The sequence below is a fragment of the Acerihabitans arboris genome (genome assembly GCF_010131535.1).
Classification (GTDB): domain Bacteria; phylum Pseudomonadota; class Gammaproteobacteria; order Enterobacterales; family Enterobacteriaceae; genus Acerihabitans; species Acerihabitans arboris.
Genome location: NZ_WUBS01000012.1, coordinates 194,901 through 210,973, shown reverse-complemented (window position 1 = coordinate 210,973; position 16,073 = coordinate 194,901). Strand labels below are relative to the sequence as shown.

The 16,073-nt window shown below is 56.2% G+C and carries 20 protein-coding genes; 5 read left to right on the top strand and 15 right to left on the bottom strand.

Going from position 1 to position 16,073, the window contains the following annotated elements:
• The 9 genes from GRH90_RS17430 to fkpA form a co-directional block, all read right to left on the bottom strand.
• On the bottom strand, positions 1-201 hold a 201-nt coding region (locus GRH90_RS17430), incomplete at its 3' end, for a GTP-binding protein (protein WP_246236242.1).
• Between the two features lie 71 nt (positions 202-272).
• On the bottom strand, positions 273-2,381 hold the full coding sequence (fusA, locus tag GRH90_RS17425) for an elongation factor G (RefSeq protein WP_162367224.1): 2,109 nt from the start codon (positions 2,379-2,381) through the stop codon (positions 273-275).
• A 96-nt stretch (positions 2,382-2,477) separates the two neighbouring features.
• On the bottom strand, positions 2,478-2,948 hold the full coding sequence (gene rpsG / locus GRH90_RS17420; protein ID WP_011412093.1) for a 30S ribosomal protein S7: 471 nt from the start codon (positions 2,946-2,948) through the stop codon (positions 2,478-2,480).
• 95 nt (positions 2,949-3,043) lie between these two features.
• Positions 3,044-3,418 carry a 30S ribosomal protein S12 gene (rpsL, locus tag GRH90_RS17415; protein ID WP_162367223.1) on the bottom strand — a complete coding sequence of 125 codons (375 nt, stop codon included), beginning with the start codon at positions 3,416-3,418 and terminating at the stop codon, positions 3,044-3,046.
• 257 nt (positions 3,419-3,675) lie between these two features.
• Positions 3,676-3,963: a sulfurtransferase complex subunit TusB gene (gene tusB, locus GRH90_RS17410; protein ID WP_162367222.1), complete on the bottom strand. Its 288-nt coding sequence runs from the start codon at positions 3,961-3,963 to the stop codon at positions 3,676-3,678.
• Between the two features lie 14 nt (positions 3,964-3,977).
• Positions 3,978-4,337: a sulfurtransferase complex subunit TusC gene (gene tusC, locus GRH90_RS17405; protein ID WP_162367221.1), complete on the bottom strand. Its 360-nt coding sequence runs from the start codon at positions 4,335-4,337 to the stop codon at positions 3,978-3,980.
• Between the two features lie 9 nt (positions 4,338-4,346).
• On the bottom strand, positions 4,347-4,703 hold the full coding sequence (tusD, locus tag GRH90_RS17400) for a sulfurtransferase complex subunit TusD (RefSeq protein ID WP_281352778.1): 357 nt from the start codon (positions 4,701-4,703) through the stop codon (positions 4,347-4,349).
• 2 nt (positions 4,704-4,705) lie between these two features.
• On the bottom strand, positions 4,706-5,428 hold the full coding sequence (locus GRH90_RS17395; protein ID WP_162367220.1) for a helix-turn-helix transcriptional regulator: 723 nt from the start codon (positions 5,426-5,428) through the stop codon (positions 4,706-4,708).
• 280 nt (positions 5,429-5,708) lie between these two features.
• Positions 5,709-6,578, bottom strand: a complete 870-nt coding sequence (gene fkpA / locus GRH90_RS17390; RefSeq protein WP_162367219.1) for an FKBP-type peptidyl-prolyl cis-trans isomerase — start codon at positions 6,576-6,578, stop codon at positions 5,709-5,711.
• Between the two features lie 328 nt (positions 6,579-6,906).
• On the opposite strand from fkpA, the gene GRH90_RS17385 reads away from it, so the two are divergent.
• Positions 6,907-7,125: a protein SlyX gene (locus GRH90_RS17385; RefSeq protein WP_162367218.1), complete on the top strand. Its 219-nt coding sequence runs from the start codon at positions 6,907-6,909 to the stop codon at positions 7,123-7,125.
• A 242-nt stretch (positions 7,126-7,367) separates the two neighbouring features.
• Here the strand turns inward: GRH90_RS17385 and slyD are convergent, their stop codons facing one another.
• The 4 genes from slyD to kefG form a co-directional block, all read right to left on the bottom strand.
• Positions 7,368-7,949, bottom strand: coding sequence for a peptidylprolyl isomerase (gene slyD, locus GRH90_RS17380; RefSeq protein WP_162367217.1), 582 nt, complete (start codon positions 7,947-7,949; stop codon positions 7,368-7,370).
• A 94-nt stretch (positions 7,950-8,043) separates the two neighbouring features.
• A complete protein-coding gene (locus GRH90_RS17375) occupies positions 8,044-8,247 on the bottom strand; it encodes a YheV family putative zinc ribbon protein (protein WP_162367216.1) in 204 nt (67 codons plus the stop codon).
• Positions 8,231-10,078, bottom strand: a complete 1,848-nt coding sequence (gene kefB, locus GRH90_RS17370; RefSeq protein WP_162367215.1) for a glutathione-regulated potassium-efflux system protein KefB — start codon at positions 10,076-10,078, stop codon at positions 8,231-8,233. Before kefB ends, GRH90_RS17375 begins: the two co-directional genes overlap by 17 nt.
• Positions 10,071-10,631, bottom strand: a complete 561-nt coding sequence (gene kefG, locus GRH90_RS17365; protein ID WP_162367235.1) for a glutathione-regulated potassium-efflux system ancillary protein KefG — start codon at positions 10,629-10,631, stop codon at positions 10,071-10,073. Before kefG ends, kefB begins: the two co-directional genes overlap by 8 nt.
• Before the next feature lie 132 nt (positions 10,632-10,763).
• Here kefG and GRH90_RS17360 point away from each other — a divergent pair, with 132 nt between their 5' ends.
• Complete coding sequence (locus tag GRH90_RS17360) at positions 10,764-12,689, top strand: ABC transporter ATP-binding protein (protein ID WP_162367214.1); 1,926 nt, start codon at positions 10,764-10,766, stop codon at positions 12,687-12,689.
• A gap of 7 nt (positions 12,690-12,696) precedes the next feature.
• Here the strand turns inward: GRH90_RS17360 and GRH90_RS17355 are convergent, their stop codons facing one another.
• Complete coding sequence (locus GRH90_RS17355) at positions 12,697-13,299, bottom strand: LysE family translocator (protein WP_162367213.1); 603 nt, start codon at positions 13,297-13,299, stop codon at positions 12,697-12,699.
• A 122-nt stretch (positions 13,300-13,421) separates the two neighbouring features.
• On the opposite strand from GRH90_RS17355, the gene GRH90_RS17350 reads away from it, so the two are divergent.
• The gene (locus GRH90_RS17350) at positions 13,422-13,664 is read left to right on the top strand and encodes a YheU family protein (protein WP_162367212.1); all 243 of its coding nucleotides are present in this window, start codon (positions 13,422-13,424) and stop codon (positions 13,662-13,664) included.
• A 104-nt stretch (positions 13,665-13,768) separates the two neighbouring features.
• Positions 13,769-14,638 carry a phosphoribulokinase gene (locus GRH90_RS17345; RefSeq protein ID WP_162367211.1) on the top strand — a complete coding sequence of 290 codons (870 nt, stop codon included), beginning with the start codon at positions 13,769-13,771 and terminating at the stop codon, positions 14,636-14,638.
• A 39-nt stretch (positions 14,639-14,677) separates the two neighbouring features.
• On the opposite strand, the gene GRH90_RS17340 is transcribed toward GRH90_RS17345, so the two are convergent.
• The gene (locus GRH90_RS17340; RefSeq protein WP_162367210.1) at positions 14,678-15,109 is read right to left on the bottom strand and encodes an OsmC family protein; all 432 of its coding nucleotides are present in this window, start codon (positions 15,107-15,109) and stop codon (positions 14,678-14,680) included.
• 315 nt (positions 15,110-15,424) lie between these two features.
• Between GRH90_RS17340 and crp the strand changes: the two genes are divergently transcribed.
• Positions 15,425-16,057: a cAMP-activated global transcriptional regulator CRP gene (crp, locus tag GRH90_RS17335; protein ID WP_034895576.1), complete on the top strand. Its 633-nt coding sequence runs from the start codon at positions 15,425-15,427 to the stop codon at positions 16,055-16,057.
• Positions 16,058-16,073 lie beyond the last annotated feature (16 nt).

The following is a 16,073-nucleotide window of genomic DNA, read 5'->3' as shown; positions in this document are numbered from 1 at the left end:
GTGAGAGGTGTTGATGGTGATACCACGGGCCTTTTCTTCCGGCGCATTGTCGATCTGATCAAAAGCGCGGGCGCTGCCGCCGTAGGCTTTAGCCAGCACGGTGGTGATGGCGGCGGTCAGGGTAGTTTTACCATGGTCGACGTGACCGATGGTGCCGACGTTAACGTGCGGTTTTGTACGTTGAAACTTTTCTTTAGACACGGCTATATTCCTTACTCTTATGCCCTCTCCCATTGGAGAGGGCACGGGATATTAATTGTAGACCCTAAAGCTTATTTATTAGCTTTACGGGCTTCGATAATGGCCTGAGCAACGTTATTCGGTGCTTCATTGTACTTCAGGAACTCCATGGAGTAAGAAGCACGGCCCTGAGTCTGTGAACGCAGATCTGTAGCATATCCAAACATTTCAGACAAGGGAACCTGCGCACGAACGGTTTTGCCGGTCGCGGTGTCTTCCATGCCGTCGATCATGCCGCGACGACGGTTTAAGTCACCGATGACGTCACCCATGTAGTCTTCAGGCGTTTCAACTTCGACTTTCATGATAGGTTCCAGCAGAACTGGTTTCGCTTTCATGAAGCCTTCTTTAAACGCCATGGAACCGGCAATTTTAAACGCCATTTCCGAGGAGTCGACTTCGTGGTATGAACCATCGAAGGCCGCAACACGGACGTCCACAATCGGATAGCCGGCCAGAACGCCGCTTTTCAGCTGTTCCTGGATGCCTTTATCCACCGCTGGCACGTATTCCTTGGGAACCACGCCGCCGACGATTTCATTAAGGAATTCGTAGCCTTTACCACCGGGTTCCATCGGTTCAATACGCAACCAGATGTGACCGAACTGACCGCGTCCACCGGACTGACGAACAAACTTGCCTTCTTGTTCAACGGTGTTACGGATAGTTTCGCGGTAAGCTACCTGTGGTTTACCGACGTTAGCTTCAACGTTGAATTCGCGACGCATACGGTCAACGAGGATTTCAAGGTGAAGCTCGCCCATACCGGCAATGATAGTCTGACCAGACTCTTCATCGGTCCAGACGCGGAAAGACGGATCTTCCTGCGCCAGACGGCCCAGAGCCAGACCCATTTTTTCCTGGTCGGCTTTGGTTTTCGGTTCTACCGCCACGGAGATAACCGGTTCCGGGAACTCCATGCGTTCCAGGATAATCGGTTTGCTCTGATCGCACAGCGTATCGCCGGTGGTCACATCTTTCAAGCCGATTGCCGCGGCGATATCGCCGGCGCGCACTTCCTTGATTTCTTCACGTTTGTTGGCATGCATCTGAACGATACGGCCGAAACGCTCGCGTTTGTCTTTAACGGAGTTCAGCACGGTATCACCGGAGTTTACCACACCGGAATAAACGCGGAAGAAGGTCAGGTTGCCCACGAACGGGTCGGTGGCGATTTTGAATGCCAGCGCCGAGAAAGGCTCGTCATCGCTTGAATGACGTTCGGCATGGGTCTCGCCGTCTTCCAGCACGCCGTTGATAGCCTGAACGTCGGTCGGTGCCGGCAGGTATTCAATAACCGCATCCAGCATCGCCTGTACGCCTTTGTTCTTGAATGCAGAACCACAGGTTACCAGGATGATTTCGTTGTTCAGTACACGTTGACGCAGACCTTGCTTGATTTCTTCCTCGGTCAGCTCTTCGCCGCCAAGGTATTTGTCCATCAGCTCTTCGTTCGCTTCCGCTGCGGATTCAACCATGTGCTGATGCCACTTGTGCGCCAGTTCCTGCAGCTCGGCCGGGATCTCTTCATAATTGAAGGTCACGCCCTGGTCAGCTTCGCTCCAGTTGATCGCTTTCATCTTCACCAGGTCGACAACACCGGTGAATTTTTCTTCCGAACCGATGGCCAGCTGGATCGGAACCGGGTTAGCGGCCAGACGAGTTTTCAGCTGTTCAACAACGCGCAGGTAGTTGGCGCCCATGCGGTCCATTTTATTAACGAACGCAATGCGCGGAACTTTATATTTATTCGCCTGGCGCCATACGGTTTCAGACTGTGGTTGCACACCGCCTACCGCACAGTAAACCATGACCGCGCCATCAAGCACACGCATGGAACGTTCTACTTCGATGGTGAAGTCAACGTGTCCCGGGGTGTCGATGATGTTGATGCGGTGGGCATCAAACTGTTTGGCCATGCCGGACCAGAAACAGGTGGTCGCAGCGGAAGTAATGGTAATCCCGCGCTCTTGTTCCTGTTCCATCCAGTCCATGGTGGCCGCGCCGTTGTGAACTTCACCGATTTTATGGTTAACACCGGTGTAGAACAAAATACGTTCGGTCGTGGTGGTTTTACCGGCGTCGATGTGTGCACTGATACCGATATTACGATAACGTGCAATAGGTGTTATACGAGCCATTTGTATCCTCGATTACTGGGGCGTTCTATTCGAGCTAACCCAGGCGGGCAAGCCATTTTGCGCGCCCGCCTGGTTAGCATGACTACAGCCTGGTGATTACCAGCGGTAGTGGGCGAACGCCTTATTGGCATCTGCCATACGGTGAACGTCTTCACGTTTCTTAACAGCAGTGCCTTTATTTTCTGCTGCATCGGAAAGTTCGTTCGCCAGACGCAGGGCCATAGATTTATCACCGCGTTTACGAGCAGCTTCTACGATCCAACGCATTGCCAGGGCATTACGACGGACCGGACGAACTTCTACTGGCACCTGATAAGTAGAACCACCAACACGACGGGACTTGACTTCGACAGTCGGGCGCACGTTGTCCAGAGCTACTTCGAAAGCTTCCAGATGTCCTTTACCGGAACGCTGAGCCAGGGTCTCCAGCGCGGTATAGACAATTGCTTCAGCAGTAGATTTTTTACCATCTACCATCAGGATGTTGACAAATTTTGCCAACAGCTCAGATCCGAACTTAGGATCCGGCAGGATTTTACGTTGACCAATGACGCGACGACGTGGCATGGGATAACTCCGTTGTTAATTCAGGATTGTCCAAAACTCAATGAGTTCTTTGACATTAATAATATAAATGTTTGGCCTTACTTAACGGAGAACCATTAAGACTTGGGCTTCTTCACGCCGTATTTGGAGCGGCCCTGCTTACGGTCTTTAACGCCTGAGCAGTCGAGCGCACCGCGAACGGTGTGGTAACGCACACCGGGAAGGTCTTTTACACGACCGCCACGGATCAGGATCACGGAGTGTTCCTGCAGGTTATGGCCTTCACCACCGATGTAGGAGGTGACTTCAAAACCGTTAGTCAGACGAACACGGCATACTTTACGCAGCGCGGAGTTCGGTTTTTTCGGGGTGGTGGTATATACGCGGGTACATACGCCACGTTTTTGCGGGCATGCTTCCAGCGCCGGAACGTTGCTTTTAGCAACCTTCATGGTGCGTGGCTTGCGTACCAGCTGGTTAATTGTTGCCATTCGATAAAACTCCTGGTTTTTGCTTCGTAAACACGTAATAAATCGCCTCGTTAAGCCGCAAGGCAAAGAACGAGGACGCAGAATTTTATGGCCGACGGGTGAGGGTGTCAAGAAATATACAAAATACCCGTTATCTTTCGCGCTGCAGGTGGGTTGGCTACGCTCGCTCACCCGTATCGCCTACCTGGGCAAGCCCATCGGGATCCTCTCCCTTGCCGCCTTCCCGCAACTCGAAATCTATAGGGTATCAACCCTGCTTACCACGCCATTTGTTGCGGGTGTTTTACCGTCAAAGAGACAAACCCAGTATAGCTGATAAGGGTGATTTTGTCCGAAAAATGAGCAAGCAGGCCGCGGGCGGCGATGTCGGCGTCAAGGGCATACAGCCCGAGCGGCGAGCCGAGCAGCTTTTCCAGCGCGGAGGTCCCCGCCAGTCCGGCGATAACCCCGTCCTGCATCAGCAGCAGATCGTCACCCGGCCGGGCGGTAAGCAGCAGCGCCGGCAGGTCGCGGGCGTACGGGGAACGGCTAAGGGTATACAGCATGGTGGCTTCCCGGCTCAGAACGTCAGTATGGTGTCGAACGTGGACAAACGCTCGCGCCAGCGCGCGGCCGGCAGGACCTCGGCGTCGAGCACCCAGCCGCCGGCGCCGGCCAGGCCGCGCGCGGCCAGGGACTCCGCGCAGAGATAATAATGCACGATTTCGTAAATCGGCAACACGCCGAAGGTGGGGATGAAGTCCCGCGCCAGGATGTGCGCCGGTTGCTGTTGCGGCAATAGCAGCAGGACACCGTCGGCAATAAAAAACACGCCGATCTCGTCGGTGAGCGCCGAGGCGGCCAGCAGCGCGTCCAGCCCTTCCCGTCCGGCCGCGCCGCCGTGTGGACCCTGGGTAAATACAAAGGCAATGCGTTTCATCAAGGCGCCCTAGAACTGAATGAACCGATCGCACTCAAGCGCGGCTTGCGCCAACGCGCCCAGGCCGCTCAGGGTAAAACCCGGCTGCAGGTTGCCGGCGTCGGTCACGCCCCGGCGCAACGCCGCCGAGACACAGACGTCCAGCGGGACCTGGTGATCCGCGCCGAGTTGCCGCCAGGCGCGCACGATATCCACCTCGTCGCCGGCCGGCGACGTAAGACGATTGGCGTTATAGACGCCGTCCTGATAAAAAAAAACGCTGATAATCCGGTGGCCGGCGGCCAGCAAGGCCTGGGCAAACTGCAGGGCGCTGCTGGCCTGCTGCGTGCCATAGGCCGGTCCGCTGACCATCAGGCAATAACGCAGGCTCACCGGTCCAGGCCCAGGAAATCGCCGCTTTTGAACTGGCGAATATACAGATAGACCGTATGCTTGGAGATATTCAGGCGATCCGCTACCTGATTGATGGCGTCCTTGATATCAAAAATGCCTTTTTCATACAGGTTAAGCACAATCTGGCGGTTCTTGGCGTTGTTGGACACGCCGCGATCGGCATTGACCTCCTCGATGGTAAATTCGAGGGTTTGCGCCACCAGGTCGTCCACCGAAGACGCGAAGTTGACCGACGTGGCGTTCTCCTGCGTTTCCGGCGGAATAAAGGTTTGCATGATCTGGGAGAAAGGCACGTCAAGGTTCATATTGATGCACAGCAGACCGATGACCCGCTGTTCGCGGTTGCGAATGGCGATGGTGACCGATTTCATCAGCACGCCGTTTTTGGCGCGGGTAAAATAGGCTTTGGAGACGCTACTGTCCTCGCCCGCCATATCGTGCAGCATGCGCAGGGCCAGGTCGGATATAGGCGAGCCGATTTTACGCCCGGTGTGCTCACCGTTGGCAATACGCACGGCGGAGCTTTTCAAATCTTCCAGGGAATGCAATACGATTTCGCAGTGTTCGCCGATTAGCATCGCCAGCCCGTCCACCACGGCTTCATAGGATGCCAGTATTTCATGATCAACCGGGCTGAATGGCCGTTCGTCCAAAACATCCAGTTCGTTGAATTCTGGGGTCGGAAGAGAAGTAGACATATGCAGACACCACCCGTTAGTGCGAGCCACCCCGGGTCCTTGGGCAAACTCGGCTGTAAATTGTATTTACCGGTCGCTAGTCTAGCAAATGATTTAAAACGCTGTCCTTGTGTTTGGACAGATTTTTACAACTTATTGGGCCATGGCAACGATATAACGCACTTTCGCCGGCAAACCAGGCCGGGAATAGCCGCCGGCACGGCAAAAAAAAAGGCGGTGGCCGTTTTACAGCCACCGCCTGATAACGGATGACGACGCGTTTTAGGCGCCGACAGTGCGGTTATTTGTTGGTTTCAGCCGCGCCAGCCGGTGCTTCGGCAGCCGGTTTAGCGCCTTCAGCCGGTTTGGCCGCCGGTTTGATATCCAGCAGTTCCACGTCGAAAATCAGCGTGGAGTTGGCGGGGATGCCCGGGACGCCGGTTTTGCCATAAGCCTGTTCCGGCGGGATGACCAATTGGATCTTGCCGCCTTTGCGGATCTCTTTCAGGCCTTCGGTCCAGCCTGGGATTACGCCGTCCAGACGGAATGACAGCGGCTCGCCACGTTTGTAGGAGTTATCGAATTCAGTACCGTCGGCCAGCGTTCCCTTATAGTTGACCACCACCGTGTCGCTGTTGGTCGGCGCTTTGCCGGTACCTGGTTTTTCAACTTTGTACAGGACGCCGCCCGCCGTTTTCTTCACGCCTTTTTGCTTGGCGTAGTCGGCACGGAATTTATCGCCTTTTTCGGCGTTGTCTTTGGCTTCCTGCTCCATTTTGGCCTGTGCCGCGCCTTTAACGCGCGCTTCGAAGCTCTGGAGAGTGGCCTCGATCTCTTCGTCGGTCAGCTTGCTTTTGTTGCCGAAAGCGTCCTGGACGCCGGCGATCAGCTGATCTTTATCCAGTTTGATACCCAGTTTTTCCTGCTCCTTCAATGAGTTGTCCATGTAACGACCCAGTGAGGCGCCTAAGGCGTAAGCGGCCTGTTCTTCGCTGCTTTTGAATTTGTCGGAAGTCGCGTTGGCCGGAGCAGTAGCCGGAGCAGTCGCTGTGGCGCCAGCCGTGGCAGGGGCATCCGCAGAGGCGGTGCTATCCGCGGCCATTACCTGGGCGGCATTGAGGGCAAACGCCATGGTCGTGGCCAACAGCGTGACTTTAAACAGTGATTTCATCCATATCTCCATAGCCTGGGCTATCTTGTCCCAAGGTCGATAACTAAGTTAAGCCGATACTATAGCCGTGAGCGTAAACCCAACACAATCTCTATACCGACGAATTGAGTCTTTCTAAGACTTTTTTTACGTCAAGAAGTTTCTTTTTTGCCGATTTCATTGACGCCTGGTTCGCTAATGCCGGGGGATAATCGGGTTTCGGCGGGCATTTATCGTGATTTACCGGTAGAATAGGCGCCGGGTTGTTGTCGCAGCTTAATCCGGGTATGAGATCGGTCCGACGCGATCGTCCCTATTCCAAGATTATCGGTATTGAGAGGAGAACGCTATGGAGTTATCCCAGTTGGAACAACGACTTGATTTGCTGGAGGGCCGTCTTGCGTTCCAGGAGGTCACGATAGACGAACTAAACCAAACCGTGGTCGCGCATCAGCGGGATATCGGCAGGCTGCAGGAGCAGCTGCGGTTATTGTCGGAGAAACTTCGCACGCAGCAGACGTCTATCATTGCGTCGCAGTCGGAAGAGACGCCGCCGCCGCATTACTGAAACGGAGCGGGAAAACCCGAAACCCGCTAAGAAGCTGGCTGCGGGCATGGCGGGCAAGAAAAATAAGGCGTGATTCGCCAGAGACCAATACGCCGGGAGCGTATTGCAACAGCGCAGCAAGGTGGCTCACAATGATGTGAGCCATATTCCATATTCGCGCGTCCGGGCAGTATCCCTGCAGCAACCGAATGTATTTACGGCGTATTGATGATCTTGCCCATCATGCCGCCCGCAGGCACCATCTAGTGGCAACCGCAGCCGCCATTGCCGCCGCAACCACCGCCTTTGTGCTCATGGTCATGGCCGTGGCCGCCGCAGCACTCATCGCCGTGGTCATGGCCTTCATGGTCATGATCGTGCTCACCGTGAACGTGGCCGTGGGCAAGCTCTTCAGCCGTGGCTTCACGGATGGCCAGCACTTCGACATGGAAGTTCAGGTCCTGGCCGGCCAGCATATGATTGCCGTCCACCACCACATGGTCGCCGTCGACTTCGGTAATTTCAACCGGCACCGGTCCCTGATCGGTCTCGGCCAGGAAACGCATCCCGACCTCAAGTTCCTCGACGCCCATGAACACCTCTTTCGGGACGCGTTGCACCAGGTTGTCGTCATAATGACCGTAGGCATCGTCGGCGACGATATGGACGTCAAAACTATCGCCCTCATCGTGGCCGTCCAGGGCATTTTCCAGACCCGAGATTAATGAACCATGTCCATGCAGATAGTCCAACGGCGCGCTCACCGGAGACTCATCGACCAACACGCCATCTTCTGTCCGTACCTGGTAAGCCAGGCTGACCACCAGGTCTTTTGCTACTTTCATGATATCTCCTACCGTTGGAAACTAAATTGGCGCAGATTCTAACGAAAATTTACGCGCATGTATCCTTCAGCTTAAAAAAATAGAGGCAATAACGCTACTCCGGATGAAAAATACCGATGATTTGGTCCTTCGCCGGCGTTTTATCCGCAGCCACCTGGTCGGTTTGGCGCTGAGTGAAACCGCACTTTACACAGATGACATTATCGACCCCCTGGTCCTGCCAAACCGCCAGGGTATCCTTTGCCTGGCACTCGGGGCAAACCGCGCCGGCAATAAAACGTTTACGCTTTGCCGTCATGAGGCTTATCTCCTTGCGGGTCGTGATCGCCATCTTCCCAGCCGTTCAACTGCCGACGCTCATGCTGCATCTCGCGCTGGAAGATATCCTCCAGCTCGCGCCGCGCTTCCTTGACGCGGGAAATTTGCGATACATCCCCCTGCAGCTGCGGCATCAGCTCTCGTAGCATACGGGTATCAAGCCGGCGGAAATGCTGCTGCGCGCGATAGGCCTGATGAGGATGCATGCCCAGTTCCAGCAAGGCCTTGCGACCGAGGTCAAGTGCGCTGGAAAAGGTTTCCCGCGAAAACTGCGTCACCCCGGCCAACAGCAGCTCGTGGGCCTCGACGCGGCCCCGGGCCCGCGCCAGGATCTTCAGGTGCGGAAAATGCTGCTGGCAAAGATGCACGATGGTCATATTGTCCTCCGGCGTATTGGCGGCAACCACGATCGCCTTCGCCTTCTCCGCCCCGGCCGCGCGCAGCAGCTCCAGCTCGGTGGCATCGCCGTAATACACCTTATAACCATAGCTGCGCATCAGGCTTACCGCACTGATATCGCGCTCAAGTACCGTAATACGCATTTTGTTGGCCATCAGCAGCCGGCCGATGACCTGGCCGAAACGGCCGAAGCCGACAATGATCACCTGCGGTTCGTCATCGTCCACAAAGGGTTTTTCATCATTATCTTCCTGGGCATTGTAACGTCGGACCAGGATGAGATCGATGAGCTGCATTAATAACGGCGTGGTAATCATCGACAGCGTTACGGTCACCAGCAGCAGCGCCAGCTGATCGGCCGTCAGGATTTTCTGCGCCCCGGCGGCGGAGAACAGCACAAAGGCGAATTCACCACCCTGGCTAAGCACGCCGGAGAACTGCAGCCGCACCGAGCGGCGCAGGCCGGACACCCGCGCCAGGATGTACAGCACCGTGCCCTTGACCAGCACCAGGACCGCCAGTCCGGCCAGTACGGTGAGCAGATGCACGTACAGGATGCCGAGATTGAGCGCCATGCCCACCGAGATAAAAAACAGCCCGAGCAGCAGCCCCTTGAACGGTTCGATGGCAATTTCCAGTTCGTGGCGGTATTCGCTCTCAGCCAGCAGCACGCCGGCGATAAAGGTGCCCAGCGCCATGGATAAACCGAGCAAATCCATAAACAGCGCCGCGCCCAGCACCAGTAATAATGACGCGGCGGTAAACACTTCGCGCACGTTGGCCATGGCGATATAACGGAACAGCGGCCGCAGCAGGTAACGCCCGCCCACCAGCATGACAAAAAACGCCGCCACCTTTAAACCGATTTTCATCCAGTCGCTCGGCTCGCCGCCGCCGGCCAAAATGGGAATCAGGGATAACGCCGGGATCACCGCCATGTCCTGGAACAGCAGCACGGAGAAGCCGAGCTGGCCGCCTTCGTTACGGTTCATGCCCTTATCGCGCATTAACTGCAGCGCAATGGCGGTGGACGACATGGCAAGGCCTATGCCGCCGATCAGCGCCGATTGCCATGAGGCATGGGTCAGGTACAGCGCGCCGCCCAGCAGCAACGCGGTAAAGAGGAGCTGGGCGGCGCCGACGCCGAAGATCGATCGCCTGAGCTCCCATAATTTCGACGGGTTCAGCTCCAGGCCGATGATAAACATCAGGAACACCACCCCCAGCTCGGAAAAGTGCAGGATTTCATCCACATCACGGATAAAACCCAGTCCCCAGGGTCCGATGGCGATACCCGCCGCCAGGTAGCCGATCACCGCGCCGATCCCCAGGCGTTGGGCAATCGGCACCGCGACGACGGCCGCAAACAAAAACAGTACCACGGCGGTCAAAAACGACGGACTGCTATCCAATGCGTTGCCCTCTCTCGTTCAGCGGCTCGTTCAGCCATTGGGCATATTCACCGGCATGACGCGCCAGCACGACGGGATCCTGCCGTCTGGCCCAATAGATCACCATAGGGCGCAGCCAGTGCATGCGGCACATGGTGGCGGTCAGTTCGAAGGGGCGCAAAATGTCCGCCATGCCATAGCGGTTGTAACCCCGGTTAAGGTAAGCGCCCTCCGGCTCCCCGGTGGTAATCACCGAACGCCAGTATTTCCCCGCCAGGGCGTCGCCGCCGATACCGCTGGCGAATCCGCGCGCCAGCACCCGGTCGAGCCACTCCTTCAATAACGCCGGGCAGCTGTAAGTATAAAGCGGGTGCTGGAACACAATGACCTGATGTTCGCGCAGTAATTGCTGTTCGTGGTGAATATCGATAAAAAAATCCGGATAAAACGCGTAAAGATCATGTACCGTGACATGCTCAAGCGACGATGCCGCCTGTAGCAAAATCCGGTTGGCAACCGAATCCTGCGATTCCGGATGGGCGTACAACAACAAAACTTTGGGTGGCTGCGCGATCAATTCCCCTCCAAAGCGTCGTCAGGGCGCGGGTTTTCCGCTACCATGCTTCGCAAAGTTGAAACCAGGATGCTTTATCCTGGATAGCATTCAATAATGTCAATTTAACATACTCTCAAACTATGGCGCTTTATGATTGTCTTCTCCTCACTGCAAATTCGCCGCGGTACCAACGTACTGCTGGATAACGCCACCGCCACGGTTAATCCCGGGCAAAAAGTCGGGCTGGTCGGCAAGAACGGCTGCGGCAAATCAACACTATTGGCATTGTTGAAGCATGAACTCAGCTGTGACGCCGGCAGCGTCACCTTCCCCGCCAACTGGTCCATGGCCTGGGTTAACCAGGAGACGCCGGCCCTGGACGTGCCGGCGCTGGAGTATGTTATCGACGGCGATCGTGAATATCGTCACCTGGAGGCCGAACTCCAGCTCGCCAACGAAAAAAACGACGGCCATGCCATCGCCACGGTGCATGGCAAGCTGGACGTTATCGAGGCCTGGACCATTCGTCCGCGCGCCTCGAGCCTGCTGCACGGACTGGGCTTTAGCCAGGATCAGCTGCAACAGCCGGTACGTGATTTTTCCGGCGGCTGGCGCATGCGCCTTAACCTGGCGCAGGCGTTGATTTGCCGCTCCGATTTGCTGTTGCTCGATGAACCCACCAATCATCTGGACCTGGATGCGGTAATCTGGCTTGAAAAATGGCTGAAAAATTATAGTGGTACGTTGATTTTAATTTCCCATGACCGGGACTTCCTGGATCCTATCGTAAATAAAATCCTGCATATTGAACAGCAGACGTTAAACGAATATACCGGCAACTATTCGTCGTTTGAGCAACAGCGGGTGACCAAACTGGCGCAGCAGCAGTCGCTGTTCCAGCATCAACAGGAAAAAGTAGCCCATTTGCAGCATTATATCGACCGCTTCCGCGCCCAGGCCACCAAGGCCAAGCAGGCGCAAAGCCGCATCAAGATGCTCGAGCGTATGGAACTGATTGCCCCGGCCCATGTGGATAACCCGTTCCAGTTCACGTTCCGTAATCCGGAAAGCCTGCCCAGCCCCCTGCTCAGCATGGAGAAAGTCAGCGCCGGGTATGGCGACCGCACCATTCTCAACTCCATAAAGCTTAACCTGGTGCCCGGTTCGCGCATCGGCCTGCTCGGGCGTAACGGCGCCGGTAAATCGACCCTGATCAAGCTGCTGGCCGGCACCCTCGAGCCGCAGTCCGGCGCCATCGGTTTGGCAAAAGGCATCAAGCTGGGTTATTTCGCCCAGCATCAACTGGAATTCCTGCGCGCCGACGAATCGCCGTTACAGCATATGAGCCGCCTGGCGCCGCAGGAGTATGAGCAGGCGCTGCGCGACTACCTGGGGGGGTTTGGCTTTCGCGGCGATAAGGTGACCGAGCCGACCGCGCGTTTTTCCGGCGGCGAGAAGGCGCGGCTGGTGTTGGCGCTGATTGTCTGGCAGCGGCCCAACCTGCTGCTGCTCGATGAACCGACCAACCATCTGGATCTCGATATGCGCCAGGCGCTGACCGAGGCGCTGATTGATTTTGACGGCGCGCTGGTGGTGGTATCCCACGACCGGCATTTGCTGCGCTCCACCACCGACGAGTTTTACCTGGTGCATGACGGCCGGGTCGAGTCGTTTGACGGCGACGTGGAGGATTACCAGCAGTGGCTGGTGGAACAACAGCGCCAGGCGACGGCGCAGGATGGCGGCGATACGGAGAATCCGGCGCCGCAGGCCAACAACGCCCAGGCCAGGAAAGGCCAGAAGCGGCGCGAGGCGGACTTTCGTAACCAAACGCAGCCGCTGCGCAAGGCCATTACCCGTTACGAGCAGCAAATGGAAACCCTGGGCGCGGAGCTGGCTAATATTGAAGCCGGGCTGGCCGATCCGGGGCTCTACGCTATTAGCCGCAAAGGGGATCTGGCCCAAAGCCTGCAACAGCAGGCCAGGGTAAAATCACAGCTGGAAGAGGCGGAAATGGCGTGGCTGGACGCGCAGGAACAGCTGGAAACCCTGACCCGGGCGTTCGAAGCGGAGTAAACGCGCGTTAGCGCCAGATCAGCAATACGCAGGCTGCCGTCAGCAGGCCCATGGCGACGTTAAAGGTCGTCCAGGCGCGTTTGCTGCGCAGCAGCCGGCCGATCAGGGTGCCGAACCCCAGCCAGATAACGCCCGAGACAATATTGACGCTGCCGATGCCGATGCTGATGGCGCCGACCGAGGTCAGATAGGCGCTACCGCCCAGGCTGAAGCTGGCCACCGCCCCCAGCGCCATCAGCCAGGCCTTGGGGTTGAGGAACTGCAGCAGGCCACCCTGGTAGAAAGGGATGGGCTTGGGCGGCGGCGCGCCGGTTTCCAGTTTTTCGTAGGCGGCGGAGGCAATTTTCCAGGCCAGCCACAGCAGGTACAGGCTGCCCGCCACTTTCAGCATAAAATGCAGTGATGGGTAAAGGGTAATCAGGCTGCCGATGCCGAAGGCCACCAGCAGCAGCATGCATTGCATGCCGAGCATGATGCCGAGCATCAGCGGCATCGAGCGCCAGAAGCCAAAATTGGCGCCCGAGGCGGTGAGCAGCATATTATTGGGACCGGGCGTAATGGCGGCTACCCAGAGAAACCCCAGCATTGACAGAAAAAGACTTAATTCCACGTTTCGGCGGCTCCCCGGTATAATAACGCGTATGAAGCTACCAGCGCGGACCGGGATGCACAAGGCATAACAGGTGAAATTTCCTCAACACCTTGATTTATTGACTATCGGGACAAAACATCGTGATTATTCCATGGGAACAAATCGATCCTGAAACACTCTATAACCTGATTGAATCCTTTGTATTACGTGAAGGCACCGATTACGGCGAGCAGGAAAAGTCCCTGGCGCAAAAGGTCGAGGATGTAAAACGTCAGTTGAACAGCGGCGAAGCGGTGGTAGTCTGGTCGGAACTGCATGAAAATATCAATATCATGCCCCGCAGCCAGTTTCACGCCCAGACGGACCACTCGCCGGGCGATTAGCCAAGCCCCTGGCCCCGCGTCGCTAAATATGCTAACACTCATCCTGGGCCTTGATGCCGGGCGCACATTCTTCACGCCGCACTCCAACCAAGCGTAGGGTTACCATGTCGACAAAACACCCCATTATTGCTGTTACCGGCTCCAGCGGTGCGGGCACCACCACCACCAGCCTGGCGTTTCGTAAAATTTTCCAGCAGTTGAATATCCATGCCGCCGAGCTGGAAGGTGATAGTTTTCACCACTTTACCCGGCCGGAAATGGACATGGCGATCCGTAAGGCGCGGGATCTGGGGCGGCACATCAGCTACTTCGGCCCGGAAGCCAACGATTTCGGCCTGCTGGAGCACACGTTCCGCCAGTATGGCGAAACCGGTCGCGGCCAGTCGCGTAAGTATCTGCATACCTATGACGAGGCGGTGCCGTATAACCAAATCCCAGGCACCTTTACCCCATGGCAGCCGCTGCCGGAGCCGACGGACGTGCTGTTCTACGAGGGGCTGCACGGCGGCGTGGTGACCGATAGCCAGGACGTGGCGAAGCATGTGGATTTGCTGGTGGGGGTCGTGCCCATCGTCAACCTGGAGTGGATTCAGAAGCTGGTGCGCGATACCGGCGAGCGCGGCCATTCGCGCGAAGCGGTGATGGATTCGGTGGTGCGTTCGATGGAGGATTACATTAACTACATCACCCCGCAGTTTTCCCGCACCCATATCAACTTCCAGCGGGTGCCTACCGTCGACACGTCGAATCCTTTTGCCGCCAAGGCGATTCCCTCGCTTGACGAAAGTTTTGTCGTTATTCATTTCCGTAGCCTGGCGCATATTGACCTGCCCTATCTGCTGGCGATGCTGCAAGGTTCCTTTATTTCCAATATCAATACGCTGGTGGTGCCGGGGGGGAAAATGGGGCTGGCGATGGAGCTGATTATGGGGCCGCTGGTGCAGCAGTTGCTTGAAGGCAAAGAGATAAAGTAGGCGCGCTCTTCCTTTAACACGCCGGGTTTGAGCAGGGTGTTAACTGGCTGAAGCTGCCGGGGCGTGGCGTTCGTCGCGCACTTCAAAGCTGTGGGTCATCTTTACCGAGGCGCCGAGCATCAGCGAGACGGAGCAATATTTTTCCGCTGACAGCGTCACCGCCCGTTCGACCGCCTTGTCGGTCAGGCCTGAACCGGTCACGATAAAATGCAGATTGATATGGGTAAACAGGCGCGGCGCCTCGTCGCGGCGTTCGGACGTCAGTTTGACTTCGCAGTCCCGCACGTCCTGTCGCGCCTTTTGCAATATCGATACCACGTCGATGGCGCTGCAGCCGCCGACCGACATCAGCACCATTTCCATTGGGCTGGGCGCTTTTTCCCCGGCGTTTCCATCCATCAAAACCTGGTGGCCGGAAGCGGATTCGCCCATGAAAGACAACCCTTCTACCCATTTTACCCGTGCCTGCATTATGATGACTCCTGGTGAAAAGCTTTCCAGCAGACTACATTTTTGTGGGAAAACTGGCAATGTTACTGAACATACTTCATGCTGATGCAAGACAACAGAAGACACTGCTTCAAACCTATGCTAAAAACAAGGCTGGATCGGCCTCATTGATAATGAAAGGGCAAGAGCTCGATCGGAACATCTATACCAGACCCTAATAAGTTCCCTTGCGTCGCTCCGTTTAAACGCGGAGTCAGAGTGAATAATTCAAGCGCCGTAACAGGGAATACGATGTCCCGAACCAGGGACAGCGATGACAAAAGAGGATAACAGCGAATGGTTCTCGGCAAACCGCAAACAGACCCGACTCTCGAATGGTTCCTGTCTCATTGCCATATTCATAAGTATCCATCGAAGAGTACGCTTATACATCAGGGTGAAAAGGCTGAAACGCTTTACTACATCGTCAAAGGCGCCGTTGCGGTGCTGATTAAAGATGAGGAAGGCAAAGAGATGATCCTCTCCTATCTTAACCAGGGGGATTTCATCGGCGAGCTCGGCCTATTCGAGGAAGGTCAGGAACGCAGTGCCTGGGTACGGGCGAAGACCGCCTGTGAAGTCGCCGAGATTTCGTATAAAAAATTCCGGCAGCTGATTCAGGTTAATCCGGATATCCTGATGCGCCTGTCGGCGCAGATGGCCAGCCGTTTACAGGTGACCTCTGAAAAAGTCGGCAACCTGGCGTTCCTGGACGTCACCGGGCGCATAGCGCAAACCCTATTGAACCTGGCAAAACAACCCGACGCCATGACCCATCCCGACGGCATGCAGATCAAGATTACCCGTCAGGAGATCGGCCAGATTGTAGGCTGTTCCCGGGAAACGGTGGGACGTATCCTTAAAATGCTCGAAGATCAGAACCTCATATCCGCGCACGGTAAAACCATTGTCGTTTACGGCACGCGCTGATAGCCCCGTTACGCAG

Coding starts and splice junctions, on each gene's coding strand:
- rpsG (WP_011412093.1), bottom strand. CDS start 2,948: ATGCCACGTCGTCGCGTCATTGGTCAACGTAAAATCCTGCCGGATCCT.
- rpsL (WP_162367223.1), bottom strand. CDS start 3,418: ATGGCAACAATTAACCAGCTGGTACGCAAGCCACGCACCATGAAGGTT.
- GRH90_RS17385 (WP_162367218.1), top strand. CDS start 6,907: ATGGAGTTATCCCAGTTGGAACAACGACTTGATTTGCTGGAGGGCCGT.
- fusA (WP_162367224.1), bottom strand. CDS start 2,381: ATGGCTCGTATAACACCTATTGCACGTTATCGTAATATCGGTATCAGT.
- fkpA (WP_162367219.1), bottom strand. CDS start 6,578: ATGAAATCACTGTTTAAAGTCACGCTGTTGGCCACGACCATGGCGTTT.
- GRH90_RS17395 (WP_162367220.1), bottom strand. CDS start 5,428: ATGTCTACTTCTCTTCCGACCCCAGAATTCAACGAACTGGATGTTTTG.
- GRH90_RS17375 (WP_162367216.1), bottom strand. CDS start 8,247: ATGACGGCAAAGCGTAAACGTTTTATTGCCGGCGCGGTTTGCCCCGAG.
- tusB (WP_162367222.1), bottom strand. CDS start 3,963: ATGCTGTATACCCTTAGCCGTTCCCCGTACGCCCGCGACCTGCCGGCG.
- tusC (WP_162367221.1), bottom strand. CDS start 4,337: ATGAAACGCATTGCCTTTGTATTTACCCAGGGTCCACACGGCGGCGCG.
- GRH90_RS17340 (WP_162367210.1), bottom strand. CDS start 15,109: ATGCAGGCACGGGTAAAATGGGTAGAAGGGTTGTCTTTCATGGGCGAA.
- slyD (WP_162367217.1), bottom strand. CDS start 7,949: ATGAAAGTAGCAAAAGACCTGGTGGTCAGCCTGGCTTACCAGGTACGG.
- crp (WP_034895576.1), top strand. CDS start 15,425: ATGGTTCTCGGCAAACCGCAAACAGACCCGACTCTCGAATGGTTCCTG.
- GRH90_RS17345 (WP_162367211.1), top strand. CDS start 13,769: ATGTCGACAAAACACCCCATTATTGCTGTTACCGGCTCCAGCGGTGCG.
- GRH90_RS17360 (WP_162367214.1), top strand. CDS start 10,764: ATGATTGTCTTCTCCTCACTGCAAATTCGCCGCGGTACCAACGTACTG.